This window comes from Methylobacterium haplocladii (assembly GCF_007992175.1).
In the GTDB taxonomy this organism is placed as follows: domain Bacteria; phylum Pseudomonadota; class Alphaproteobacteria; order Rhizobiales; family Beijerinckiaceae; genus Methylobacterium; species Methylobacterium haplocladii.
On the sequence record NZ_BJZT01000014.1, the window covers coordinates 125,984 to 150,305 of the forward strand.

Annotated in this window: 23 protein-coding genes; 18 read left to right on the forward strand and 5 right to left on the reverse strand. The window is 69.0% G+C overall.

Translation table 11 applies throughout. The features are described 5' to 3' along the window. Nucleotides 1-61: 61 nt before the first annotated feature. Nucleotides 62-694 (reverse strand): S24 family peptidase, encoded by a 633-nt coding sequence (locus tag MHA02_RS07950; protein ID WP_147078102.1) that lies wholly within the window; start codon nucleotides 692-694, stop codon nucleotides 62-64. Between the two features lie 226 nt (nucleotides 695-920). Here MHA02_RS07950 and MHA02_RS07955 point away from each other — a divergent pair, with 226 nt between their 5' ends. From MHA02_RS07955 to MHA02_RS07980, 6 genes are all read left to right on the forward strand, one after another. After that, the gene (locus tag MHA02_RS07955) at nucleotides 921-1,277 is read left to right on the forward strand and encodes a DUF952 domain-containing protein (RefSeq protein WP_147078103.1); all 357 of its coding nucleotides are present in this window, start codon (nucleotides 921-923) and stop codon (nucleotides 1,275-1,277) included. Continuing rightward, entirely contained in the window at nucleotides 1,274-2,353 is a 1,080-nt protein-coding gene (locus MHA02_RS07960; protein ID WP_147078104.1) for a quinone-dependent dihydroorotate dehydrogenase, read from the forward strand. Before MHA02_RS07955 ends, MHA02_RS07960 begins: the two co-directional genes overlap by 4 nt. Nucleotides 2,354-2,420: 67 nt before the next feature. Further along, a complete protein-coding gene (locus MHA02_RS07965) occupies nucleotides 2,421-3,068 on the forward strand; it encodes a hypothetical protein (protein WP_147078105.1) in 648 nt (215 codons plus the stop codon). 247 nt (nucleotides 3,069-3,315) lie between these two features. After that, nucleotides 3,316-4,713 carry a D-serine/D-alanine/glycine transporter gene (gene cycA / locus MHA02_RS07970; RefSeq protein WP_147078106.1) on the forward strand — a complete coding sequence of 466 codons (1,398 nt, stop codon included), beginning with the start codon at nucleotides 3,316-3,318 and terminating at the stop codon, nucleotides 4,711-4,713. Nucleotides 4,714-4,822: 109 nt separating this feature from the next. Then, nucleotides 4,823-7,060 (forward strand): glycoside hydrolase family 3 N-terminal domain-containing protein, encoded by a 2,238-nt coding sequence (locus tag MHA02_RS07975; protein WP_147078107.1) that lies wholly within the window; start codon nucleotides 4,823-4,825, stop codon nucleotides 7,058-7,060. A gap of 52 nt (nucleotides 7,061-7,112) precedes the next feature. Further along, nucleotides 7,113-7,295 (forward strand): ribosome modulation factor, encoded by a 183-nt coding sequence (locus MHA02_RS07980; protein WP_147078108.1) that lies wholly within the window; start codon nucleotides 7,113-7,115, stop codon nucleotides 7,293-7,295. Between the two features lie 29 nt (nucleotides 7,296-7,324). On the opposite strand, the gene MHA02_RS07985 is transcribed toward MHA02_RS07980, so the two are convergent. Beyond that, complete coding sequence (locus MHA02_RS07985) at nucleotides 7,325-7,552, reverse strand: hypothetical protein (protein ID WP_147078109.1); 228 nt, start codon at nucleotides 7,550-7,552, stop codon at nucleotides 7,325-7,327. 315 nt (nucleotides 7,553-7,867) lie between these two features. Here MHA02_RS07985 and MHA02_RS07990 point away from each other — a divergent pair, with 315 nt between their 5' ends. The 10 genes from MHA02_RS07990 (at nucleotide 7,868) to MHA02_RS08035 (ending at nucleotide 16,951) form a co-directional block, all read left to right on the forward strand. Continuing rightward, nucleotides 7,868-8,233 (forward strand): hypothetical protein, encoded by a 366-nt coding sequence (locus MHA02_RS07990; RefSeq protein ID WP_238180283.1) that lies wholly within the window; start codon nucleotides 7,868-7,870, stop codon nucleotides 8,231-8,233. 113 nt (nucleotides 8,234-8,346) lie between these two features. Then, nucleotides 8,347-9,456, forward strand: a complete 1,110-nt coding sequence (locus tag MHA02_RS07995; protein ID WP_147078110.1) for a DUF2125 domain-containing protein — start codon at nucleotides 8,347-8,349, stop codon at nucleotides 9,454-9,456. A 74-nt stretch (nucleotides 9,457-9,530) separates the two neighbouring features. Beyond that, nucleotides 9,531-10,358 carry a type I methionyl aminopeptidase gene (gene map, locus MHA02_RS08000; protein ID WP_147078111.1) on the forward strand — a complete coding sequence of 276 codons (828 nt, stop codon included), beginning with the start codon at nucleotides 9,531-9,533 and terminating at the stop codon, nucleotides 10,356-10,358. 9 nt (nucleotides 10,359-10,367) lie between these two features. Further along, on the forward strand, nucleotides 10,368-11,090 hold the full coding sequence (gene radC / locus MHA02_RS08005) for a RadC family protein (protein ID WP_147078112.1): 723 nt from the start codon (nucleotides 10,368-10,370) through the stop codon (nucleotides 11,088-11,090). 72 nt (nucleotides 11,091-11,162) lie between these two features. Beyond that, nucleotides 11,163-12,602: a circularly permuted type 2 ATP-grasp protein gene (locus tag MHA02_RS08010; RefSeq protein WP_147078113.1), complete on the forward strand. Its 1,440-nt coding sequence runs from the start codon at nucleotides 11,163-11,165 to the stop codon at nucleotides 12,600-12,602. Between the two features lie 190 nt (nucleotides 12,603-12,792). After that, the gene (locus tag MHA02_RS08015; RefSeq protein WP_147078114.1) at nucleotides 12,793-13,737 is read left to right on the forward strand and encodes an alpha-E domain-containing protein; all 945 of its coding nucleotides are present in this window, start codon (nucleotides 12,793-12,795) and stop codon (nucleotides 13,735-13,737) included. Nucleotides 13,738-13,791: 54 nt separating this feature from the next. After that, nucleotides 13,792-14,655 (forward strand): transglutaminase family protein, encoded by an 864-nt coding sequence (locus MHA02_RS08020; protein ID WP_147078115.1) that lies wholly within the window; start codon nucleotides 13,792-13,794, stop codon nucleotides 14,653-14,655. Nucleotides 14,656-14,780: 125 nt separating this feature from the next. Beyond that, nucleotides 14,781-15,533, forward strand: coding sequence for a proteasome-type protease (locus MHA02_RS08025; protein ID WP_147078116.1), 753 nt, complete (start codon nucleotides 14,781-14,783; stop codon nucleotides 15,531-15,533). 88 nt (nucleotides 15,534-15,621) lie between these two features. Continuing rightward, nucleotides 15,622-16,227 (forward strand): sulfite oxidase-like oxidoreductase, encoded by a 606-nt coding sequence (locus MHA02_RS08030; RefSeq protein WP_147078117.1) that lies wholly within the window; start codon nucleotides 15,622-15,624, stop codon nucleotides 16,225-16,227. Nucleotides 16,228-16,231: 4 nt separating this feature from the next. Further along, the gene (locus tag MHA02_RS08035; protein WP_147078118.1) at nucleotides 16,232-16,951 is read left to right on the forward strand and encodes an FAD-binding oxidoreductase; all 720 of its coding nucleotides are present in this window, start codon (nucleotides 16,232-16,234) and stop codon (nucleotides 16,949-16,951) included. 165 nt (nucleotides 16,952-17,116) lie between these two features. Here MHA02_RS08035 and MHA02_RS08040 read toward each other — a convergent pair whose 3' ends face one another. Together MHA02_RS08040 and MHA02_RS08045 are read right to left on the reverse strand one after the other, a co-directional pair. Beyond that, nucleotides 17,117-18,211, reverse strand: coding sequence for an NAD(P)/FAD-dependent oxidoreductase (locus MHA02_RS08040; protein WP_147078119.1), 1,095 nt, complete (start codon nucleotides 18,209-18,211; stop codon nucleotides 17,117-17,119). A 62-nt stretch (nucleotides 18,212-18,273) separates the two neighbouring features. Further along, complete coding sequence (locus MHA02_RS08045) at nucleotides 18,274-19,374, reverse strand: calcium:cation antiporter (RefSeq protein WP_147078120.1); 1,101 nt, start codon at nucleotides 19,372-19,374, stop codon at nucleotides 18,274-18,276. A 279-nt stretch (nucleotides 19,375-19,653) separates the two neighbouring features. On the opposite strand from MHA02_RS08045, the gene MHA02_RS08050 reads away from it, so the two are divergent. Next, a complete protein-coding gene (locus MHA02_RS08050; RefSeq protein ID WP_147078121.1) occupies nucleotides 19,654-21,375 on the forward strand; it encodes a DEAD/DEAH box helicase in 1,722 nt (573 codons plus the stop codon). Nucleotides 21,376-21,518: 143 nt separating this feature from the next. Here MHA02_RS08050 and MHA02_RS08055 read toward each other — a convergent pair whose 3' ends face one another. Next, the gene (locus tag MHA02_RS08055; RefSeq protein WP_147078122.1) at nucleotides 21,519-22,376 is read right to left on the reverse strand and encodes a hypothetical protein; all 858 of its coding nucleotides are present in this window, start codon (nucleotides 22,374-22,376) and stop codon (nucleotides 21,519-21,521) included. A gap of 470 nt (nucleotides 22,377-22,846) precedes the next feature. Here MHA02_RS08055 and MHA02_RS08060 point away from each other — a divergent pair, with 470 nt between their 5' ends. Continuing rightward, nucleotides 22,847-24,316, forward strand: a complete 1,470-nt coding sequence (locus MHA02_RS08060) for an ATP-binding protein (protein ID WP_147078151.1) — start codon at nucleotides 22,847-22,849, stop codon at nucleotides 24,314-24,316. Nucleotides 24,317-24,322: the final 6 nt, after the last annotated feature.

Below are 24,322 nucleotides of genomic sequence, written 5' to 3' on the forward strand. Positions count from 1 at the left end.
GCGATCGATACCTGCATTCGCCGCAATGCCCAAGGCTGGGTTGCAAGCGCGGGTCGGCAGCCTACTGGCGCACCCACATCACCCGGACCATCCAAGCGATCTCGGCCACCGGCACGTTGCGGTCCTCGTGCTCGGGGTTGAGCGAGCCCAGTTCCACCGTACGTGCGGTGCGCCGACGCAGCTCCTTGGCCAGTACTTCGCCCGATGACAGCCGCACCACGACGCGGTCGCCCTTGCGCACGCTGGCGGTGGGCGAGACGATCAGCACGTCGCCGTCGCGATAGAGCGGCGCCATCGAATCGCCCTGCACCTCCAGGGCAAAGGCGCGATCCCCGCCGAGGTCGGGAAACTCGATCTCCTCCCAGCCCGGACCACCCGTGGGCATGCCCTCGTCGGTGAAGAGCCGGCCGGCGCCGGCCTGCGTCATGCCGATCAGCGGCACCATGGTGCAGAGCGGTCCGTCGCGCGAGACGATGAGGCGCAGGAAATCGTCGAGGCCGGCGCCAGTGGCCGCCAGGACCTTCGAGACCGACTCGGTCGACGGCCAGCGCTTGCGCCCATCCGGCCCGATCCGCTTGGAGCGGTTGAAGCTGGTGGCGTCGAGCCCGGCCCGCCGCGCCAGCCCCGAGGCCGAGTAGCCATAGCGCTCGGCCAGACGGTCGATCGCCATCCAAATCTGGTCGTGCGACAGCATGTGAGCTCGTGAGGTCGGGCCGACTAAGACCGCCGGCCTAGAGCTAGGAAAGTAGAACTACCCTGGATCGAAAGCAATGTGAATGCTGCTCGAACCGGGACCGATTCTCGCATGCGTTGCCGCGCTGCAAAAGATGCTCTTTTGGGCGATGGCACGCTTCGGTTGCGAGAGCCGGCCGTGAGGCTTAATCGCTCGAACGCTTGCGCTGCACGCGAGAGAGGCCCGAATGCTCGTCTACAAGATCTGCCCGCGTGCCCTGTGGCGCGAGGCGGAGGCCGCCGGCCGCTTCGACGGGGCGCCGATCGACCATGCCGACGGCTTCATTCACTTCTCGACCGCCGCGCAGGCCGTGGAGACGGCGGCGCGCCATTTTGCCGGCATCGACGATCTCCTGCTCGTCGCGATCGAGACCGAGGCGTTGGGGGACGCGTTGCGCTTCGAGCCCTCGCGCGGTGGCGACCTGTTCCCGCATCTCTACGGCGCGCTACCGCTGAGCGCGGTGCGGACCGTCCACGATCTGCCTCTGGGGGCCGACGGCCGGCACGTCTTCCCGGCGACCCTGACGGAAGGCCTCGGCGCATGATCGGCGCCCTGTTTCCCCTGGCGAAGCCCCTCCTGCACGGACTCGATGCCGAGACCGCGCACGACCTGACACTCCGCGCCCTGGCCTTGCTGCCGCCGCGCACGCCCCCGGCCTCCGATCCGCGTCTGGCGGTCCGGGTCTTCGGAAAGACCTTCCCCAATCCGGTCGGCCTCGCGGCCGGCTTCGATAAGGGCGCGCGGGTGCCCGACGCCGTGCTCGGCCTCGGCTTCGGCTTCGTGGAAGTCGGCGGCGTGGTGCCGAAACCCCAGCCCGGCAATCCGAAGCCCCGCGTGTTTCGCCTTACGGGCGACCGTGCCGTCATCAACCGCTTCGGCCTCAACAGCGAAGGCCTCGATGCCGTCGCCGACCGGCTGCGCGCCCGGCGGGGCAGGGGAGGCGTCGTCGGCGTCAACATCGGCGCAAACAAGGAAGCGCCCGACCGGCTCGCCGACTACGTCGCCTGCACACGGGCGCTGGCGCCGCTCGTCGACTTCATCACCGTCAACGTCTCCTCGCCCAACACGCCGGGCCTGCGCGACCTCCAGGGCGAGGCCTTCCTCGACGATCTCCTGGCCCGTGTGGTCGCCGCCCGCGACGAGGCCTCGGCCGGCACGGCGATCCTCCTGAAGATCGCCCCCGACATCACCCTCGACGCCCTCGACGCGATGGCGGCGACGGCCCTGCGGCGCGGCGTGCAGGCCCTCGTGGTCTCCAACACCACCATCGCCCGGCCCGCCACCCTCACCGAACGGCGCCTCGCGACCGAGACCGGAGGCCTCTCCGGCCGTCCGCTCTTCGCGCCCTCGACCCGGCTCCTGGCCGAGACCTTTTTACGCGTCGGCGGCCGGATACCGCTGATCGGCGTCGGCGGCATCGACTCGGCCGAGGCCGCCTGGACCAAGATCCGGGCCGGCGCGAGCCTGATCCAACTCTATTCGGCACTGGTCTACGAGGGGCCTGGGCTGGTCGAATCGATCAAGAGCGGGTTGGCGGCCCGGTTGCGGGCAGACAAACTGTCGGTGCTCGATACGGTCGTCGGGCGCGATGCGGCGGAACTGGCCAAGCTGGCCGGGTAGGCCGCCTCGGCTCGGTTCCGATCCGGACAGCGCCCTGACGTTCGCACGATCCTATCGGAGGTTTTGGATGCCTTTGCCCGACTGGATGACGCGCCTTCTCGATGTGGGCCCCGAAACCGAGCCTCCGGACGACCGGGACTTCGAGCGGGATCAGGCGGCGGTCGATGCGAAGCTCGCGCCCTATCGCGGCATCCGCTACCCGGCGATGCCGCCGGATCCGCGGGTCATCGACACCAGCCGGGTCCTCGCCCTCCGCAACCGGCTCCTCGACCCGTATGCCTATCGTTGGCGTCACGTGGAGGCGATCGACGAGATCATGGACGCCCTGTTCGAGCCGCTGATCCAGTCGCAGGGTGAGCGTTACGCTCTGGGCACGAATACGATCTTCCTGAACGCCCGAGGCGAGAGCCCCTCTCCGCGAAACAGAATGCCCTCCAACGACTTCAAGAAGTTCCACTACATCACCGTCCGCAGCCTGCGGCTCGGCGACTTCCTGACGTCCTACGAAGACGCCATGCGGCTCCTGAACAACGTCCTGCCGGATTGGGGCTTCACCGCTCGCGTCATGACCGGCGGAACCGAAATCCGCCTCGAACGCGGCGAGACGCATCGCGCCTGGATCGGCGGCGCCGGCATCGCCACGCTGATCGTTGCGGCGATGCTGGATCTGCTGGCGCAGTCTCCGCAAGAGGCGAAGCCTTGGAGAAGCGTCTAGCGATCGTGTTGCCGAGGAGCCCCGCATGGGCGGCCGGCACCGTGCTGGGGTCGGATGTCGGACGTGCTGCAAGCCGATCGCGCCAAGACCCGGTTCGGAACACGTTTTCACCTGCACTTGAAACCAACGATCGGGGGGTAATCGCTGCCGCTCGATCTCCCTTTCCGAGCCGTCATTCCCCGCTTCCTGCCGCCGTCCGCCACCGCTACAACATCCGCCCAGGGCCGAGCTTGGGCGGGGGACGGCAATGGCGGGAACGGGTCACACCGGCGGGGCGGCGGGGACCGGCCAGGGGCTCGAGCGCAGTCTCGAGAACCGTCACATCCAGATGATGGCGCTCGGCGGCGCCATCGGTACCGGGCTGTTCATGGGTTCGGGCAAGACCATCTCGGTCGCCGGACCCTCGATCCTGCTGGTCTACCTGATCATCGGCCTGATGCTGTTCTTCGTGATGCGGGCGCTCGGCGAGCTGCTGCTCTCGAATCTGGCCTACAAATCCTTTACGGATTTCGCCGACGATCTGCTCGGGCCGTGGGCCGGGTTCTTCACGGGCTGGACCTACTGGTTCTGCTGGATCGTCACGGCCATCGCCGAGGTCGTGGCCATCGCGGCCTACGCGAAATTCTTCTTTCCCGATCTGCCGAGCTGGATCCCGGCGCTGCTCTGCGTCGGGCTGCTGCTCGGACTCAACCTCATCAACGTGCGGGCCTTCGGCGAGCTCGAATTCTGGTTCGCGATGATCAAGATCGTCGCGATCATGGCGCTGATCTTCGTCGGCATCGCGCTCGTCGCCACCGGCTTCACCGCGCCCTCGGGTGCGAAGGCGGACCTCGCCAACATCACTCGGGACGGGCTGTTTCCGACGGGGCTGACGGGGTTCTTCGCTGGGTTCCAGATCGCGGTCTTCGCCTTCGTCGGGATCGAGCTCGTCGGCACCACGGCGGCCGAGACGCGCGACCCCGAGACGACCCTGCCGCGCGCCATCAACGCGATTCCAATCCGCATCCTGCTGTTCTATCTCGGCGCGCTCGCCGTGATCATGGCGGTGACGCCCTGGAAGACGCTGAGCGCCGACAAGAGCCCCTTCGTCGAGCTGTTCGTGCTGGCCGGGCTTCCGGCGGCGGCCGCCTTCGTCAACCTCGTGGTGATGTCCTCGGCGGCCTCCTCCGCCAACAGCGGCATCTTCTCGACGAGCCGGATGCTCTACGGCCTCGCGGGCAAGAACGACGCGCCGGCCGCCTTCGGCAAGCTGTCGTCGCAGCGCGTGCCCTCGAACGGGCTCTACTTCACCGGCCTCTGCCTGCTCGGCGGCGTCCTGCTGGTCTATCTCGTGCCCGATCTCGGCACCGCCTTCACGCTGGTCACCACGCTCTCGGCCGTGCTGTTCATGTTCGTGTGGGCGATCATCCTGTGCGCCTATCTCGCCTACCGCAGGAACCGACCCGAACTGCACGCCCGCTCGGCCTACCGGATGCCCGCCGGGATCGTCATGTCGTATGCCTGCCTCGCCTTCTTCGCCTTCATCCTCGTTCTGCTGACGCTGGAGGCCGATACGCGGATGGCGCTGATGGTCTCGCCGGTCTGGTTCGCGATCCTCGGCGGGGCCTGGGCGATCCAGCGCGGGCGCCGTCCGGTGGCGGCCTGAGCGCTTTCGGGCGGGAAATCGGCGTAATTCGACCACGCTGCCCGACGAATCTCCTCGATCGACGACGCAACCCGGCATAAGGCCGCGGGCGATCGACGGAGGAATGACGATGCGGGGCAAGGCGGCGCGGTTCGGCGGTCGGGTGCTGGCATCCGTCCTGTTGGCGGGATGCAGCATGGCCGCCCGATCCGAGACCGTCGACGACCGCGTCGAGGCGCTGCTCGCCAAGATGACGCTCGAGGAGAAGGCGGGACAGCTCAACCTCGTCTCGCTCGAGCCCGGATTCGACCCGGAGAGTGTCCGTCGCGGCGAGGTTGGCGCCGTCATCAACTTCTCCAACCAGAACCTCGCCTCCAACATCGACGGCTACGCCCGGACCTCGCGGCTCGGCATCCCGCTGCTGATCTCGCTGGACATCGTTCACGGCTACCGCACGGTGTTCCCGCTGCCGATCGGCATGGCGGCGAGCTTCGATCCCGATCTCGTGCGGCGTGCATCCGCTGCGGCTGCCCGCGAGACCCTGGCCGCGGGCATCAACTGGTCGTTCTCTCCGATGGCCGACGTGGCGCGCGACCTGCGCTGGGGCCGCGTCGTCGAGGGGCTCGGCGAGGATACCTGGCTCACCGGCCAGCTCGCCGCGGCCCAGGTCGAGGGGTTTCGCGACGGCGGCGTCGCCTCCACGCTCAAGCACTTCGCCGGCTACAGCGCCGTCTATGGCGGGCGCGACTACGACGTGACCTGGGTGTCGCCGACCGAACTCTACGATACGCACCTGCCGCCGTTCCGCGCCGGCATCCGCGCCGGGGCCGACTCGGTGATGACCGCGCTGACCGCGCTCAACGCCGTGCCGACCACCGCCGACGGTCATCTCATGACGCAGATCCTGCGCCGCGAGATGGGCTTCAAGGGCGTCGTCATCGCCGATTGGGAGGCCGTGGCCAGCCTGATCAAGCACGGGGTCGCCCGGGATGGCGCCGAGGCGACGCGCAAGGCCGTCGCCGCCGGCGTCGACATGGACATGACGAGCGGATTGTTCGTGAAGCATTTGCCGGAGGAGGTGCGCGCCGGCCGCATCTCGCAGGCCTCGGTCGACGAGTCCGTGCGCCGGGTCCTGCGCCTGAAATTCGGCCTCGGCCTGTTCGACCGGCCGGTGCTCGACCCCGCGACGGCGGAAGGGCGCCTGCTCACGCCGGAGACCCGTGCCGTCGCTCGGGAGACCGCCCGGGCCAGCTTCGTGCTGCTGAAGAACGACAGAAATCTGCTGCCGATCGACCCGAGAACCGTAAAACGCATCGCGCTGGTCGGCCCCTTCGCCGATGCGAAGTGGGATCAGGTCGGCCCGCACGAGGGCAACGGACAGGTCGACGACGTGATCTCGATCCGCACCGGGCTGACCGAGCGCGCGGCCAAGGCCGGGATCGCCCTCGACTACGCCGCCGGCTGCGACCGCATCTGTTCGGAGCGCGCCGATTTCCCGAAGGCGATCGAAGCGGCGAAGGCCGCCGACCTCGTGGTCGCGGTCATCGGTGAGGGCCGCGACCAGTCCGGCGAAGGTTCGTCGCGCGCCTATCTCGGCATGCGCGGGCTGCAGCAGGATCTCGTCCAGGAACTCGCCGCAACGGGCAAGCCGCTGCTGCTCCTCGTCTTCGGCGGCCGCCCGGTCGAGCTGCATGAGGCGATCGACCGGGCGCAGGCCGCGATGATGATCTGGATCCCCGGCACCGAGGGCGGCCCGGCGGTGGCCGAGACGCTGTTCGGCGATTTCGACCCGTCCGGCAAGATGCCGCTCAGCTGGCCGCGCACGGTCGGCCAGATGCCGCTCACCTACGACCGCCGCGCCGGAGGCCGCCCGCATATCGACGGCGCACGCTGGACGCTCGGCTACAACGACGAGACCATCTCGCCGCGCTTCCCCTTCGGCTATGGCCTCACCTACACGAGCTTCGCCTACGGCGACCCGGAGGTGGTGACGCCGAAGGTCGGCGTCGGCGACCGCTACGAGGCCGTACTGGAGGTGAGGACCTCCGTGACCAATACCGGCACGCGGCCCGGCCGCACGGTGGCACAGCTCTACCTCAACCAACCCGTCGCCAGCCGCAGCCGGCCGCTGCGCCTGCTCAAGGGCGCCGTGCCGATGGTGCTGGCGCCCGGCGAGACGGCCGTCGCGACCTTCCGCGTCCCCTCGCGCGATCTCGGCTTCCACGACACCGACGGCACGCTGGTGGTGGAGGCCGGCGATTACCGCGTCTTCGTCGGCGAGGATTCCGATGCGCCGAAGAGCGCCGGTTTTTCGGTCGAGACCGGCTGGCGCAGCGCGCCGGGCAACGTCGAGGCGAGCAGCCGTTAGGTCGCGGCCCGCGGGCAATGGAGAAGCCCATGAGCGCCTCCATACCTCTCCTATGACCGGTGTCGCCGACCCGAAGACCGACGCCAGCGCCGAGGGCGCCCGTGCTCGTGCCCACGGTCGCCCGAAGGATTCCTGTCGCTATGCCGCCGGCTCACCCGAGCGTCGTTCCTGGCTCGAAGGCTATGACGGTCTTCCCGCCGATCGCGCGCCGGATCAGCCGCCCGAAAACGGGTGAGCCTGCATCGGGCGGTCGCTCAACCCGGATCAGATCCGAGCCTGCAGCTCCTGCCGTTCCTCGCGCTGCTTGCTCAGGCGAAGGTCGGCCACGGCTTCCTGCCCCGCGGCCTCGGCCTCGCTGCGTTTGGAGAACATGGCCGTCGATCGCATCAGCGGCTGCTCGGCCCCGTACCGGTAGACCGACCAGCTCCAGGGCGAGGCGTCGTGGCCCGTCGGGTCGACCGAGATGCGGAAGCGCGTCGAAGTTACTGTCATGTCACGAATCTGCCGTGCCGTCTGGACTGGACCAAGGCCGGGCCATGCCGAAGGGTTCCACCGCCGGGCTCGCGGTAGCGGGTCGGTTTGAAATTCCCAAAAACGCTCCGTTCTGGGGGGCCTAACGATTGCGCCACACCCCAAGGAAGCTCGCAGGATCGCTTCCCCAAATTCAAACTGACCCACGACCGCTCCCACGCTTGTGGACAGCCTGTGGATATCCGTGTGCGTAATTCCGCTTCGACCACGCTTGACGCGGCCGATTCGCCAACGATAAAAAGAACAAATAGCGAACATATGGATCGGAGAACGGTCATGCGTGAAGAGCGACTGAGGACTATCGCGAGCCTGCGCGGGACACCGGCCCTGACCCTGAGCGCGTGGCGCGGCCGCTCGGGACGGCGCTACGTCGTCGGCATTCACGATCTGGTCGAGCCGGATCTGATGGAGATGGGCGATGCGGTGGTGATCGCAGTGCGCCGCGACGGCGCCGGGATCGCGCAGCCGGTGTCGGTGACCACCTCCGGCGACAGCCCGCGCGAGCGGCTGATGCAGGGCTGGCTGGCCCATGTCGCCCGGCGCGGCGCCACCGAGATGCACGTCCATCGTCTGGCAGACGGGGAGGACGAGCGCCGTGCCGTCGTCGCGGATCTCGACCTCCATCCGCTCACGCAGAACTGATCGGGCGGCGGCGCGGCCGGCCGCCGGCTCGGGCGTCCGCCCTTGCGCCGGCGGGATCCTGTCGCCAAAGACGGCCCGCCCGCGACGTCCGGGGCGGAGCCGAGGATTCATCGATGGCGCAGGGATCGGAGCCGAATACCGGACCGACGCCGGCGGCGGCAAAGCGCCGTTCGCGGGTCGGGCTGTTCCTGCCCTACATCCTGCTCCTGGCCTTGGCGCTGATCTGGTCGGCCGGCTGGTTCTGGGTCCGCGGCAAGGCCGCCTCGGAAATGGACGCTTGGCTCGCCCGCGAGGCGGCCGCCGGACGCAACTGGACCTGCGCCGACCGCTCGATCACAGGCTATCCGTTCCGCATCGAACTGCGCTGCGCCTCCCTGAAATTCGCGCGCTCGGACGGCGGCTTCAGCCTCGGGCCATTCACGGTGCTGGTGCAGGTCTACCAGCCGCGCCACGCCATCCTGCAGGCGACCGGCCCGTTCCATGTCGAGCAGGGCGATCTCACCGGCGACGTGACCTGGACCGCGCTGGAAGGCAGCTTCCACGGCGCCTCAGACGGCTTCGTGCGGGCCTCGCTGGTGGTCGACGGGCCGAAGGGCAGCGTGCGCGGGGGTGAGCCCGGCTCGATCGACTTCGCCGCGAAGCATCTCGAACTGCATGCACGGCCGACGCCCGGCCGCTTCGAGTCCGACGGCGCGGTCGACCTCAACCTGCGCCTGACCGACGGCCTCGTCCCGCAGCTCGATCCGCTGCTCGGCAACGCCGATCCGCTGGAGGCGTCCCTCGACGCGACGCTCGAACGGGCCACCGTGCTCCGCACCCGCGCCCTTGAGAAGGAGCTCGAAGCCTGGCGGCTGGCCGAGGGCCAGCTCGACATCACGGCGCTGTCGCTGGTGAAGGGCAACCGCCGGCTTCAGGCCAAGGGCGAGGTCGGGCTCGACGAGGCCCACCGGCCGGAGGGGCAGTTCGACGTCCGCGCCGCCGGGCTGGGCGACCTGATCGGCCAAGTCATGGGCAAGCGTTTCGGCAACGACAAGGGCGCACTGATCGGCAATCTCGTCGGCCAGTTCCTCGGCGGCATGAAGCGCCGCGAACCGGAGGCGGAGGCCGGCCCGGGTCAGGGCGACCCGTCGCTGCAGCCGATCCCGACCGTGAAGCTCGTCGGCGGCCGGCTGATGCTCGGCCCGTTCCCGATCCCGAACGTCGCCCTGCCGCCGCTTTACTGACTGCAACCAGGGTTGGCGATGTCTGCGCTCCGGCGTAGACAGAGCCCAGTCCACGGATCTCCGAACACAATCTCATGAGCCGAGAAGACCAGGCCGTCGCCGCCAGCAGCCGGCGCTCGCCAGAGCCGCCCATCCACGGCCCGGAGGGTTTCGAGGGAATGCGCCGCGCCGGCCGTCTGACGGCGGAGGCGCTCGACATCCTCGTGGAAGCGACGCAACCCGGCGTGACCACGGAATATCTCGACCGGCTCGCCTACACCTTCGCCATGGATCACAACGCCTATCCGGCGTCGTTGCTCTATCGCGGCTACCCGAAGTCGATCTGCACCTCGATCAACCACGTCGTCTGCCACGGCATTCCCAACGACAAGCCGCTGCGCGAGGGCGACATCGTCAATCTCGACATCTGCCTGATCCTCGACGGTTGGCACGGCGATTCCAGCCGGATGGCCTATGTCGGCGAGGTGGCGCGCAAGGCCCAGCGCCTGTGCGAGATCACCTACGAGTCGCTGATGCGCGGCATCCGGGCGATCCGGCCGGGCGGCTCGACCAACGACATCGGCCACGCCATCCAGTCCTACGCGGAAGCCGAGCGCTGCTCGGTGGTGCGCGATTTCTGCGGCCACGGGCTTGGCCGCGTCTATCATGACGCACCGACCATCCTGCACTACGTCGAGGCGAGCTACGACGTGCCGCTCAAGCCCGGCCAGTTCTTCACTGTCGAGCCGATGATCAATCTCGGTCGCCCCGCGGTGAAGGTGCTCTCCGACGGCTGGACCGCGGTGACCCGCGACCGCTCGCTCTCGGCCCAGTTCGAGCACACCGTCGCGGTGACCGAGACCGGTTTCGAGATCTTTACGCTGTCGCCGAAGGGGCTCGACCAGCCAGCCCCGCAGGGCTGATCCTTTCCGATGACGCGCCGGCTGCCGCCGCCCGATCTGCTGACTCCGGTGACGGCCGACGAGCCGCATTATCACGGCCATCGCGACCGCCTGCGCGCCCGCTTCCTGAACGCCGGCGCCGAGGCGCTCGCCGATTACGAACTCCTCGAACTCGTCCTGTTTCGCGCGATCCCACGGCGGGACGTGAAGCCGCTCGCCAAGACGCTGATCGAGCGCTTCGGATCGTTCGCCGAGGTGCTTTCGGCCGAAACCGACCAGCTCACCGCCATCGAGGGAATGACCTCCGGGGTCGTCGCCGACTTGAAACTCGTGGCCGTCGCCGGACAGCGCATCGCGCGCGGTGCGCTGAAGGACCGGCCACTGCTGTCGTCCTGGGCGGCGGTCTACGCGTATCTGCGGGCGGCGATGGCCCTCGCGGCGCGGGAGGAATTCCGCATCCTGTTCCTCGACAAGCGCAACCACCTCGTCCGCGACGAAGTTCTGGGCCGCGGCACCGTCGATCACACGCCGGTCTACATTCGCGAGATCGCACACCGCGCCCTCGAGCTCGGCGCCACCGCGATCATCCTCGCCCACAACCACCCGTCCGGCGACCCGACGCCCTCGGGCGCCGACATCCGGATGACCCGCGAGATCGTCGCCGTCCTCGACCCCCTCGGCATCGTCGTCCACGACCACGTCATCCTCGGCCGCGAGGGCCATGCCAGCTTCAAGGGCCTCAAGCTGATCTGACCGAAGGCCGAGCTCGGCCCTTCCCCTGGCCTGCCTCTTGCCTAGGTGAACGGCAGGACAGGGGAGAATTTGATGGCGCTGGCGAAAGCCTTCGACGAGATGACCGGGCCGGGCGATGCGCTCGCTGGGGCCGCCGTGCGCGACGCCTACGACGCCCTCAAGTCCTGGCTCGACACCACGCCGCCGGAGCATTTCAACACGCGCCGCAGCCAAGCCGAGATGCTGTTCCGGCGCATCGGCATCACCTTCGCCGTCTACGGCTCGAACGATTCCACCGAGCGGCTGATCCCCTTCGACATCATTCCACGGGTGCTCACGAAGCCCGAATGGAGCTTCCTGGAGCGCGGGCTGAAGCAGCGCGTCACGGCGCTCAACATGTTCCTGAACGACATCTACGGGGCGGAGGAGTGCATCAAGGCCGGCGTGATCCCGGCCGATCTCGTCTACCGCAACCAGCACTACCAGATGGAGATGCGCTCCTTCCGAGTGCCGCACGACCTCTACGTCCACATCGCCGGCATCGACATCGTCCGCACCGGCGAGAACGACTTCTTCGTGCTGGAGGACAACGCGCGCACGCCGTCGGGCGTCTCCTACATGCTGGAGAATCGTGAAGTCATGCTCCGGCTGTTCCCGGAGCTGTTCTCCCGCCACCGCGTCGCGCCGGTCGAGAACTATCCCGACGCGTTGCTGGCCACGCTCCGCAGCCTCGCCCCGCAATCAGCGACACGTGATCCGACCGTCGTGCTGCTCACCCCCGGCCGCTACAATTCGGCCTTCTACGAGCACTCGTTTTTGGCCGACAAGCTCGGCGTCGAGCTGGTGGAGGCGACGGACCTCTTCACCAAGGACGACGTCGTCTACATGCGCACCACCGAAGGGCCGCGCCGGGTCGACGTGATCTACCGCCGGCTCGACGACGCCTTCATCGATCCGCTGGTTTTCCGGCCCGACAGCGTGCTCGGCGTGCCCGGGCTGATGAACGCCTACGAGCGCGGCAACGTCACGTTGTCGAACGCGGTCGGCACCGGCATCGCCGACGACAAGGCCGTCTACAGCTACATGCCGGAGATCGTGAAGTTCTTCACCGGCGAGGAGCCGATCCTGCACAACGTGCCGACCTATCGCTGCCGCGAGAAGGAGGCGTTCTCCTACGTGATGGACAACCTCAAGGATCTCGTCGTGAAGGAGGTCAACGGCTCGGGCGGCTACGGCATGCTCGTCGGCCCGCATGCGACCCGGCGCGAGATCGAGGAATTCGGCAAGCGGCTGCGCCACGCACCCGACGGCTTCATCGCCCAGCCGACGCTCTCGCTCTCGACCTGCCCGACCTTCGTCGCCTCCGGCGTGGCGCCCCGCCATGTCGACCTGCGGCCCTTCGTGCTGGCCGGCGCCGACGAGATTCGCATCGTGCCCGGTGGCTTGACGCGGGTCGCCCTCAAGGAGGGCTCTCTCGTCGTCAATTCCAGCCAGGGCGGCGGGACCAAGGACACCTGGGTGCTCGACGCTTGAGCACTCCGTGTCCTTTCCAGGCATTCGCTCAGGACGCGTACGCCGTTCCTGAGCAAATTGCCGGCGACTGCACGTTTTGCGAGCAGAGGCCCGTGACAGAGGTGGCGGTCGCTGCCGTCCCTTGCGATGACCTCGCGCTCTTCCCCTTCGACACCGGCCCTGGCGGCCGAAACCGGCCGTGATCTGAGCCATGCTGTCTCGTACTGCCGACAACCTCTACTGGCTCTCGCGCTATGCGGAGCGTGCCGATTTCGTCGCGCGCATCCTCGACGCCGCGCATCGCCTCGCGGCGCTGCCGTCGAGCTACGGCGGGCGCGAGAGCAACGAGTGGGCCTCGGCGCTCGCCTCCACCGGGGACGCCGACGAGTTCAAGAAGCACTACGACGCGGTCAACGAGCACACGGTCTGCGACTTCCTCGCCTTCTCGCGGCACAATCCGTCCTCGATCCGCTCCTGCATCGAGACGGCCCGCGAGAATGCCCGCTCGATCCGCACCGCGCTCACCACCGAGATGTGGGACGCGATCAACGGCGCCTGGCTGGAGCTTCGCAACTACGAGGGCCGCGACCTCACCCGGGACGAGTTTTCGCATTTCCTCGACTGGGTGAAGCAGGTCTCGTTGGCCTTCGACGGCTCGGCCTACCGGACCATGCTGCGCAACGACGGCTACTGGTTCACCCGCCTCGGCACCGCGATCGAGCGGGCGGACAACACCGCCCGCATCCTCGACGTGAAGTACCAGATCCTGCTGCCGGCCTCCGAGCGGATCGGCGGCAGCCTCGACTACTTCCAGTGGACCACGATCCTGCGCGAGGTCTCGGCCTTCAACGCCTATCACTGGGTCTATCGCGAGAGCATCAAGCCGCTGCTCGTCGCGGATCTGCTCATCCTGAACCGGCAAATGCCCCGCTCGCTCACCAATTGCCTCGGCATGCTGGTGGAGCATCTCGACCTGATCGCCGATTCCTACGGCCGCCGCGGAGAGAGCCAGCGGCTCGCGAGCAACCTGCGCGCGCATCTGCTCGGGGCCGACATCGACCGGATCTTCGCCTCCGGCCTGCACGAGTTCATCGAGCACTTCATCGGCGAGAACAACAAGCTCGGGGCGGCGATCAGCGAGCAGTATCTGGTGTAGGCTCGGCGGCGATCCGACTCTCGCTCTTTCCTTCGACGCATCCGGGACCAAGGCATGCGCATCCGCGTCCTCCACGACACGATCTACACCTACGAGCAGCCCGCCCGCGGCCTGATCCAGGTCCTTCGGCTGACCCCGCGCGACCATGACGGCCAGCACGTGCGCGAGTGGCGCATCGAGCCCTCGGTCGACGGCCGGCTCACCGCCCGCGAGGACGGGTTCGGCAACATCGTCCATTGGTTCACCGCCGACGACGCGGCCGGCGCGCTGACCGTGCGCGTCACCGGCGAGGTCGAGACCTTCGACACCAGCGGCATCGTGCGCGGCGGCGTCGAGCGCCTGCCCGAACCGTTCTACCTGCGTGACACGCCGCTGACCGATCCGAGCGCCGAGATCCAGGCTTTCGCGGCCAAGGCGACGTCCGGCGGCGACCAGTCGCGGCTGTCGATCCTGCACCGGCTGCTCGAAGCGGTGCACGACCGCGTCGTGTTCGAACCGGGCCCGACCAGCGCCAGCACGACGGCAGCGGAATCCTTCGAGGCCGGCAAGGGCGTCTGTCAGGACCTGTCGCACATCTTCATCGCCGCCGCCCGCCATCTGGAGATCCCGACCCGCTACGTCTCCGGCTATTTCCGCCGCGACGACGGTGTCGAGGACCAGAGCGCCGGCCATGCCTGGGCCGAGGCGCTCCTGCCCGATCTCGGCTGGATCGGCTTCGACGCGGCCAACGGCATTTCGGCGACCGAGGCGCATGTGCGCGTCGCGATCGGCCTCGACTATCTCGGCGCGGCTCCGATCCGCGGCAGCCGCGTCGGCGGCGGCACCGAGAGGCTGGAGGTGCGGCTGAAGGTCGACGAGCCCCAGCGGGGACAGAGCCAGACCCAGAGTCAGGGCTCGCAGCGGCAATCGCAGGGCTGAGCGGCCGGGCCGGGTCGGTCCGCCACACCGTCTGAAACCGCCCATCCCGAAAGATCACCTTGCATGGCGGTGGCACGACATGTCATCGGGGCGCCCGCTTTCCCCGTGACGAGGCCGCTCTCGCGATGACCTACTGCGTCGGAGTCCTGGTCGAGGACGGCCTCCTCATGATCGCCGATACCCGCACCAATGCAGGCCTCGACGACATCTCGACCTATCGCAAGCTGCACCTGTTCAACGTGCCCGGCGAGCGCGTGATCATGCTGGCCTCGGCCGGCAACCTCTCGGTGACGCAGACCGTGGTCAGCATGCTCCGCGAGGGCGTTGACGACATCGAAGGTCAGCCGCCGGAAAAGCTGTCCGACGCGCCGACCATGTTCAAGGCGGCCCAGCTCGTCGGCCGCGCGATCCGGCAGGTGCGCAAGATCGAGCATGACGGCTTCGAGCAGGCCAAGATCCGCTTCGAAGTGTCCTTCCTGCTCGGCGGCCAGATCGGCACCGAGGAGATGCGGTTGTTCATGGTCTACTCGGCCGGCAACTTCATCGAATGCGGGCACGATTCGCCGTTCCTGCAGATCGGCGAGCACAAATACGGCAAGCCGATCCTCGACAGGGCCGTGACCTCGAAGCTCGACCTCTACGATGCGCTCAAGGTGGCGCTGGTCTCGATGGATTCGACGATGCGCTCGAATCTCGGCGTCGGCCTGCCGATCGACATCGCCGTCCTGCGCCGCGACGCGCTGACGCTCGAAGTCGATCACCGGATCGAGGCGGGCGAGCCCTATTTCCACGACCTGCGCGAGCGGTGGTCCGCGGCTTTGCGGGCCGCGCACCGTGCGATCCCGCGCCCGCCCTATGGGCCGCCTGCGGCCAAGTAGGCCGGCCGTCCACCCGGCCTTTGATCTCCGGCGGCTCCGGGAGCATACCGGTCGAAACGGGTGCAGCCGAACCGGGAGGACAGGGCGGATGGTGACACGGGGCTTTTCCGGGCGTCCGCCCGCGGCCGAGATCGCCGAGCGCCTGCCGCCTGGCCAGTACCTCACCGACGACTTTCCGGTGCTCCAGCTCGGCCCGACCCCGCGGGTCACCGAGGAAACCTGGAGCTTCACGCTTCGCGACGGCCCGCGACCTCTCAAGACCTGGACCTGGACCGAATTCGCCAAACTGCCGCGGACGCGCTGGAAGGGCGACATCCACTGCGTCACCAAGTGGTCGAAGTTCGACACGGCCTGGGAGGGCGTGAGTTTCGACGACATCCTGCAGGATGCCGGCGTCGAGGCCAGCACGGCCTTCACCCTGTTCGAGGGCTTCGACGATTACACCACCAACGTGCCGGTGGCCGATCTCACCGGCGGCAAGGCGATGGTCGCGACATCCTACGAGGGCAAGCCAATCCCGCCCGACCATGGCGGCCCGGCGCGCCTCCTCGTGCCGCATCTCTACTTCTGGAAGAGCCCGAAATGGGTGAAGGGCCTGCGCTTCACGCAGAAGGACGAAGGCGGCTTCTGGGAGCTGCGCGGCTACCACATGTACGGCGACCCCTGGCGCGAGCAGCGCTTCACCGGAGACTGAGCGCTTGGCCGCCGATAAGATTCCCTGGCAAACGGCCAGGATCGGCGCGATCGCATCGGTCACGCCACGGGTAAAAAGCTTCCGCTTCGAAGGGTTGGCTGGCCGGCATCGCGCCGGCCAACACGTCGAGGTGCGGCTCACCGCGCCGGACGGTTACAGCGCCCAGCGCAGCTACTCGATCGCCTCCGCCCCCGGCGACGCCGCCGGTCTCGAACTCATGATCGAGGGGCTCGAGCAGGGTGAGGTGTCGAGCTACTTCGCCGGGGTGGCGGAGGTCGGCGACGAAGTCGAGCTGCGCGGGCCGATCGGCGGATCGTTCGTCTGGTCGCCGGAGGACGAGGGCCCGGTGCTGCTTGTCGGCGGCGGCTCCGGCGTGGTGCCGCTGCTCGCGATGATCCGGGCGCGTTTCGCGGCACGCAGCGAGACGCCGATGCTGCTGATCTATTCGGTGCGCAACCTCGCCGAAGCCATCGCCCTCGACGAATTGCAGGTGCGCGCCCGCGACGCGCCCGGCTTCGACCTGACCCTCCTCACCACCCGAGAAGGCGCCACCGCCGGCCGCCGCATCGACCGCGTGATGATCGAGACGGCCCTCGACCATGTCGGCAAGCCACGCCACGTCTTCGTGTGCGGCAGCAACGGGTTCGTGGGATCGGTGTCGGATCTGCTGGTGGATGCAGCGGTGAAACCGGGGATCATCCGGACGGAGCGGTTCGGGGGGTGATATCGCACTGCCGTCTCCTCAATCCTCCTCCTTCTTTGCGAGCCGAAGGCGAAGCAATCCAGGGCCAACGCTCTGACGTTGCGGGTTCGGCCCTGGATTGCTTCGCTGCGCTCGCAAAGACGGAAGCGGACACAAGCGGTTCGTCCGAAGCCGTATCGGTCGGCTTCACGTGAGCAGCCTTTCGGCCGCATCCTCCGCCAGCGACAATGCCGAGGTCAGCCCGGGGCTCTCGATCCCGAACAGCTGGACCAGCCCCGGCAACCCATGCTCGGCCGGCCCGTCGATCATGAAATCCGCGGCCGGCTCGCCGGGGCCGGTGAGCTTGGGCCGGATGCCGGCATAGTCCGGCGTCAGACGCCCGTCGGGCAGGGCCGGCCAGTAGCGCCGGATCGCGGCTTCGAACTCGGCGGCCATCTCGGGCTCGACCGAATAATCCGCCGTCTCGACCCAGGCGACGTCGGGGCCGAAGCGCATGCGGCCGGCGAGGTCCAGCGTGAGGTGGATGCCGAGCCCGCCCTCGACCGGGGCCGGATAGATCAGCCGGGTGAAGGCCGGCTTGCCGGTGCAGCCGAAATAGCGGCCCTTGGCGAGCACCTGCCGCGGCACGCGCTCCGGCGGATAGCCGTCGATGGCGCGAGCCAGGGATTGCGCGCCGAGCCCGGCCGCATTGACGATCGCATCGACGTCGAGGGTGCCGCGGCCGTCGCCGCCGTAGCGGACCCGCCAGCGGCCGTTCTCGCGCCGAGCCGATTCGATCGGCGTGCGCAACGCCAGCGCGCCGCCGGCATCCTCGATCGTGCCGACCAGCGCCAGCATCAGCGCATGGCTGTCGACGATCCCGGTGGCCGGCGAATCCAGCGCCGCGACGCAGGCGAGGTTCGGCTCCAGCCGCCGCGCTTCGTCACCCTCCAGCAGCCGAAGGCCCTCGACGCCGTTGGCGAGGCCCTTGGCGTGGATCGCTTCGAGTCCGGTGCGCTCGCTCTCGGACGTCGCGACGATGAGCTTGCCGCAGGCCCGGTGCGGGACGCCGTGGCGCGCGCAGAAGGCGTAGAGGAGCCGGCGTCCCGCGACGCAATGGCGGGCGCGCAACGAGCCGGCCGGATAGTACATCCCGCCATGGATCACCTCCGAGCCGCGCGACGACACGCCGGTGCCGAAGGCGCTCTCGGCCTCGGCTACGATCACGTCGTGCCCGCGCAGGGCTAGCGCCCGCCCGATGGCGAGACCGACGACGCCGGCACCGACGACGAGCGTGTCCATGGAGTCAGGCTCGCATCATTGTGGTCCGCAAACCGCAGGAAACTTTGCCGAACGATGCGGGCTCAAGGTGAGAAGATCAGCGTCAGGTAGACGAAGAACAGCACCAGATGCACGGCGCCCTCCAGCACCGTGGTGCGGGTGCCGGAGAACGTCAGCGTGTTGAGGATCAGCGTCACCGCGAGCAGCGTCATCTCGGTGGGGGCGAGGCCCAGGATGACGGTCTGGTTCGTCAGCAGCCCCACGGCGAGGATCGCCGGCACGGTGAGCCCCACCGTCGAGGTGGCGGCACCGAGGCACAGGTTGATCGCGCGCTGCAATTCGTTGCGCGAGACGGCCTTCAGCGCGCTGATGCCTTCCGGCGTGAACACGATGCCGGCGATCAGCACGCCGCCCAATGCCTGGGGTGCGCCGAGCGCTGCGATGCCGTGGTCGAGCACGGTGGCGAGGCTCTTCGAGAGCAGCACGATCGGCAGGATGTTGGCGAGCAGCAGGCCGATATGGATGAGCAGGGCCTTGGCAGAGGCGTCGCCCGTGCCGGATTCGGTCTGGGCATCGCCCTCTTCGACCCCGGCTTCCAGGAAGAAGCTCTGGTGCCGGTTGGTCTGGATCAGCAGGAATACGCCGTAGAGCGCGATCGTGAAGACCGAGAACGAGATCGCCTGGAACGGCGTCAGCGTGCCGTTGGTGGTCGAGGTGGTGAAGTTCGGGATGATCAGCGCGATCACGGTCAGCGGGATGATCACCGAGAGGAAGGCGGCGGCGCCCTTCAGGTTGTAGCGCTGCTGGTGGTGCCGGAGGCCGCCAATGAGCAGGCCGAGGCCGACGACGCCGTTCAGCACGATCATCAGCACGGCGAACATCGTGTCGCGGCCGAGCGTCGGCGCGTCCTTGGCCGAGAGCATCACCGCGGAGACCAGCACGACCTCGATCACGACGATCGACAGCGTCAGGATCAGGGTGCCGAGCGGCTCCCCGAGGCGATGGGCCAGGTCCTCCGCCTCATGCACCACGCCGAAGGCCGACCACATGATGACGAGGAAGAGCCACAGGAACAGCCCGATCGCCCAGAGCGGCGATGACAGGTCCCCGAGCCAGCCAGCGCCGAACACGGCGAACGCCGCGACGCTCGCCCAGGCGATCACCAAGCGCACCACCGATCCCATCCGCTCCGTTCCTTAAAGACCCGTGGTCTCGTGCCATGCAGGTTCCGGCGGGACAAGCCGATGACGCGCCGAGCGATTTTCGAGCGGCGACCGTCCACGGCGGCAGGTGCCGCACCGCACGAGCGCCATGCGTTGCAGGGCGTGGCCTTTGCGAGCGCTTAAGGGTACGAACCCCTCTTGCTTCTCGTTCGAGACCGGCTCGCGGCCGGAGGAACGCCGACGCGATCAGCGCCGTGTTCCCCCACGATCCCGCCCCCCGCTCTCCAAGGTCGATTGCCCGTGCCGTTTCCGACGCTTCCAGCCCCGCTCGCGCGGACGCTTGCCGCACGTGGCTACGAAGAGCCGACGCCCGTCCAGGAGGCCGTGCTCGATGCGGCGTCCCAGGGCCGCGACCTCCTCGTCTCCGCCCAGACCGGCTCGGGCAAGACCGTCGCCTTCGGCATCGCGGTCGCCGAGCGCCTGCTCACCGAGGAGGGCACGCTGCCCCCGCCCGGCGCCCCGCTCGCGCTGGTGATCGCGCCGACGCGCGAGCTGGCGCTGCAGGTCGAGCGCGAGATCACCTGGCTATACGCCGAGACCGGCGCTCGCGTCGTCTCCTGCGTCGGCGGCATGGATCCGCGCCGCGAGGCCCGTGCGCTGGATGCCGGCGTCCACATCGTCGTCGGCACGCCGGGGCGTCTGCGCGACCATATCGAGCGCGGCCGCCTCAAGACCGAGACGCTCGAAGCCGTCGTGCTCGACGAGGCCGACGAGATGCTCGATCTCGGCTTTCGCGACGACCTCGAGTTCATCCTGTCCTCGGCGCCGACCACGCGGCGCACGCTGCTGTTCTCGGCTACCCTGCCGAAGCTGATCACGGCGCTCGCCGAGCGCTACCAGCGGAATGCCCTGCGCCTCGCGGTCGCCGGCGCCTCGCGCGGCCATGCCGACATCTCGTATCGCGCCGTGCGCGTTCTCCCGCGCGAGATCGAGCATGCCGTCGTCAACGTGCTGCGCTACGTCGATGCCCCCACGGCCATCGTCTTCTGCAACACCCGCGAGGGCGTGCGGCACTTGCAGGCCTCGCTGATCGAGCGCGGCTTCACCGCCGTGGCGCTCTCCGGCGAACTCGGCCAGGGCGAGCGCAACGCCGCGCTCCAGGCCCTGCGCGATGGCCGGGCTCGCACCTGCGTCGCCACCGATGTCGCCGCCCGCGGCATCGACCTGCCGGGGCTCGACCTCGTCATCCACGCCGACCTGCCGCACGATGCCGAGGTGATGCAGCATCGCAGCGGCCGCACCGGCCGCGCAGGCCGCAAGGGCACCAGCGTGCTCCTGGTCCCGGCCTCGCGCCGCCGCCGCGCCGAACAAATGCTGCAGCTTGCCGGCGTGAACTTCGAGTGGAGCGGCCCGCCCACCGCCGAGGAGGTTCGCGCCCTCGACCGCGACCGCATGCTCGACGACCCCTCCTTCGCCGAAGAACCGAACGAGGAGGATCGCGAATGGGCGGACGCCCTGCTCGCCAAGCTCCCACCGGAAAAGCTGGCTGCCGCCCTGGCCCGTGCCTACCGCGCCCGCATTCCGGCCCCCGAGGACGTCAGCGACCCGAACTTCTCGACCGATTCCCGGCAGAGCCAGCGCAAGACCGGCGCAGGCGAGCGCGGTCCGGCGCCGGTCGGTGCGCCCCGCGTCGGCGACGACGGCCCCTCGGTCTGGTTCCGGCTCAACATCGGCCGGCGCGATTCCGCCGATCCGCGCCGCCTCCTGCCGATGCTCTCGCGTCGCGGCGGCATCGGGCGCGGCGATATCGGGGCCATCCGGATCTTCGATCGCGAGACCAAGTTCGAGATCCGCGCCGCCGCAGCCGCCGACTTCGCAGCCGCCTTCGCCGAGCGCGGGCCGCCGGACGTCGCCATCGAAATGCTGCAGGGGGAGGGCGCCGCACCGCCCAAGCAGCATAGCCCTCGCGCCGCCAAACACCGCCGCGAAGTCGGCAAGCCGCCGAAGCGCCAGCGCGGCTGAGCGCCTCTCCTCGTCACTGCGAGCGCAACCAACCGACCCAGGTCCATCCACCCAATCGCGGATGTGACCCTGGCTTGCTTCGTGGTGCGGCAGTGAACGGAGGCAGGACCGCGACGTCCGACGAGATCCCGGCTCAGTCGCTTTTACTCGTCAGCGCCGAAGAGCCCGCCGATCGCCTTGACGCCGGCGCGGAACTGGCGTGCGCCGGGAATTTCGGACTCGTCCGAGGCTGCGGCTGTGGGTGCCCGCGCGGCAGCCGGTTCGGCGTCGGCGACCGTCTTGGTCGGAGGGGCCTTTCGCGCAGCCGTCTTCTGCACCGGCGGCTTGGCGGCGACGGGCTTGCGCGGCGGTTGAGCCGAGGCCGTCGCGGTGGCGGTCGGCTCCGCCACCGGCTCGCGGGCTGGGCTCGGCGCAACGGACGCGACGGCATTCGCCTGGACCGGCTTGGCCTTCACGGTCTCGGCGCGGGCCGGGGCGATGGTCGCGACGGTGCGGGTCGGCGGGGCGACGGTCGGCGCCGTGCGCGTTTCCGGCAACGTCGCCGCATTCTGGATCGGCGGCGGCGTCGGGCCGGTGCGCAGAGCCGGTGCCTGGGCCTCGCCGACGGCCGCCTGTGCGGCAGGTGCGGGCTCGGCGATCGGCGTCGGGACGGCGGCCTGCTCGACAGGGAGCGGCTGCGGCTCGGCCACGATGGGCCGGGGAAGATTGAGGGTGGCGGCCTTCGTCGCGGCGGCAGCGGGCTCGCCGTTGACGAGGGCCGGCATTCCGTCCTTCAGGTCGGGCATGGAGGCCGCGGCCTGCATCGGCCGCGGGGTGCGGGCGCGGGGATCGGCCAGCGTCGAGAAGAACGAGAAGGCGCCGACGGAGAAGGCGAGAAGCCCCGCTCCGCCGAGACCGCCGATCAGCACGGCGCGGGTCGGCAGCCGGAGGCGAGGCCTCGCGCTCGGCTGCGAGGGGGAGGTCGCGTTGCGGACCTCGGACGGATCGATGTTTACCGCCATCGGGTCGGACTCTCGAACGTTGTACGATGGCAACGACACGACCCCGACATTGCGGCCACAAGATGTCTGCAAAGCCCAGCGCAGTCGTCGCGCACAAGCATTCGCAGAGAAACTGATTTAGATCAGCGCGATTAACGAAGGGTCACCGGCCAGCACTTGGGTGATCCCGCGATGAAGCGCGGCGAGACTCGTCTCGGCCACCTCCGGGCGAACGCTCGACTCCGCATCGCTCCGGCCGCCCGTCGATCCGAGCGGCCTGCATGCCGGCGAGCCGGTCATCCTTAAGAGAATCATCAGTGCATCCCGTGGGCGCGCCACATGGACATCGCCGCGGTGATCGGCGAGTTTGCAGCGCGAGCCGAAACAGCAAAGATTCAAGTGCGTTATCCGATGGTCCCTTGCCGAAATATCCCGAGCCGGGGGCCGGCGCAGACAGACGCGGCGGCGACCTGAGCGGCGCGCCGATGACCATGATGCCGAAGGCTACGCAGTTCGATGCGCCGTCCGCCGCGCGGGTCGGGACGCCCGGCCGCGCCTCGATCTGGGCGACGCTGCCGACGCGCACGCGGCTGATCCTGGTGGTGCTCGCCATCGACCTGATCGCGGCTTTCGTCTCCTGCGGCGTGATGGTTCTGAACGCGCGCTCGGCGGTGAAGGTCGAGATGAACGCGACCCGCGCCACCGTGGAGCCGCTCGTCGCCGATACCATCCGCATGGCCCGCAGCCCGACGCCCGACAGCCTGCTCCACACCCTCGACCTGCGCTTCCAGACCCTGCGGCACGTGCGGGTCGCGGTCTTCGATGCGAAGGGCGAGCGCACCGGCTTCGTGCTGCCGGACAAGCGCCGGGATCGGCACGTGGCGCCGTCGTGGTTCGTCGCGCTGATCGCGCCGCCGCCGGAGCAGCACGACCTGCCGATCGTCGTGAACGGGGAGCGCATCGGCAAGGCGGTCGTCACCGAGGAGCCCCTCGACGAGATCGACGAGGTCTGGGGCTATGCGGCCTCGCTGTCGCTGGCGAGCCTGCTCCTCAACCTCGCAGTGCTCGCCGCCCTCACCATCGCCTTCGGCCGGGTGCTGCGCCCCCTCGAGGGCCTGGCCGAGGGCCTGACCCAGCTCGAGCGCCACGACTATACCGCCCATCTCGATCCGCCGGCCTCCCGCGAACTCGCGGCGATCGCCGAGCGCTTCAACAGCGTCGCCGGCGCGCTGCGCGAGGCCCGGGACGCCAACGGCCGGCTGAACCGCCAACTCCTTACGGCGCAGGACGACGAGGGCCGGCGCATCGCGCTGGAGTTGCACGACGAGTTCGGACCCTGCCTGTTCGCGCTCGAGGCCAACGCCGCCTCGGTCGCACGCATCGCGGAAGGGGAGAGCGTGCCGGACCGCGGCAAGCTCGCGGCGCGGGCGGCGGAGATCGGCAGCATCGTCGGGCAGGTCCAGGCCCGCAACCGCGAGCTCCTGAACCGGTTGCGTCCGCACGCGCTCGGCCAGGTGCCGCTCGCCGAATGCCTCAACCTGCTGCTCGCCGATTTCGGGCGACGTCACCCCGGCACGCTGTTCACGGGCAGCTTCGAGGAACTGGCGCGGGATTACGGCGACCTCGTCGACCTCACCGTGTTTCGCTGCATCCAGGAAAGCATGACCAACGCCGTCCGGCACGGCGCGGCCAAGCATGTCCGCGCCGAGGCGCGCGAGAGCTCCGGTCCCGGCCCCGCAATCCTGCATGTCGTCGTGCGCGACGACGGGGCGGGAATCGCGCCGGATCACGGCACCGGCCTCGGCCTCTCAGGCATGCGGGAGCGGGTCGAAGCACTCGACGGCAGCTTCGCGCTTGACAACGCCTCTTCGGGAGCGGTTGTGCGGATCGCGATCCCCATCGTCCCCGAGAGAGGCGCGGAGGCACAGTCCGCCGACCCGCCATCCCCGCCCTCGTCCTGAACGCGC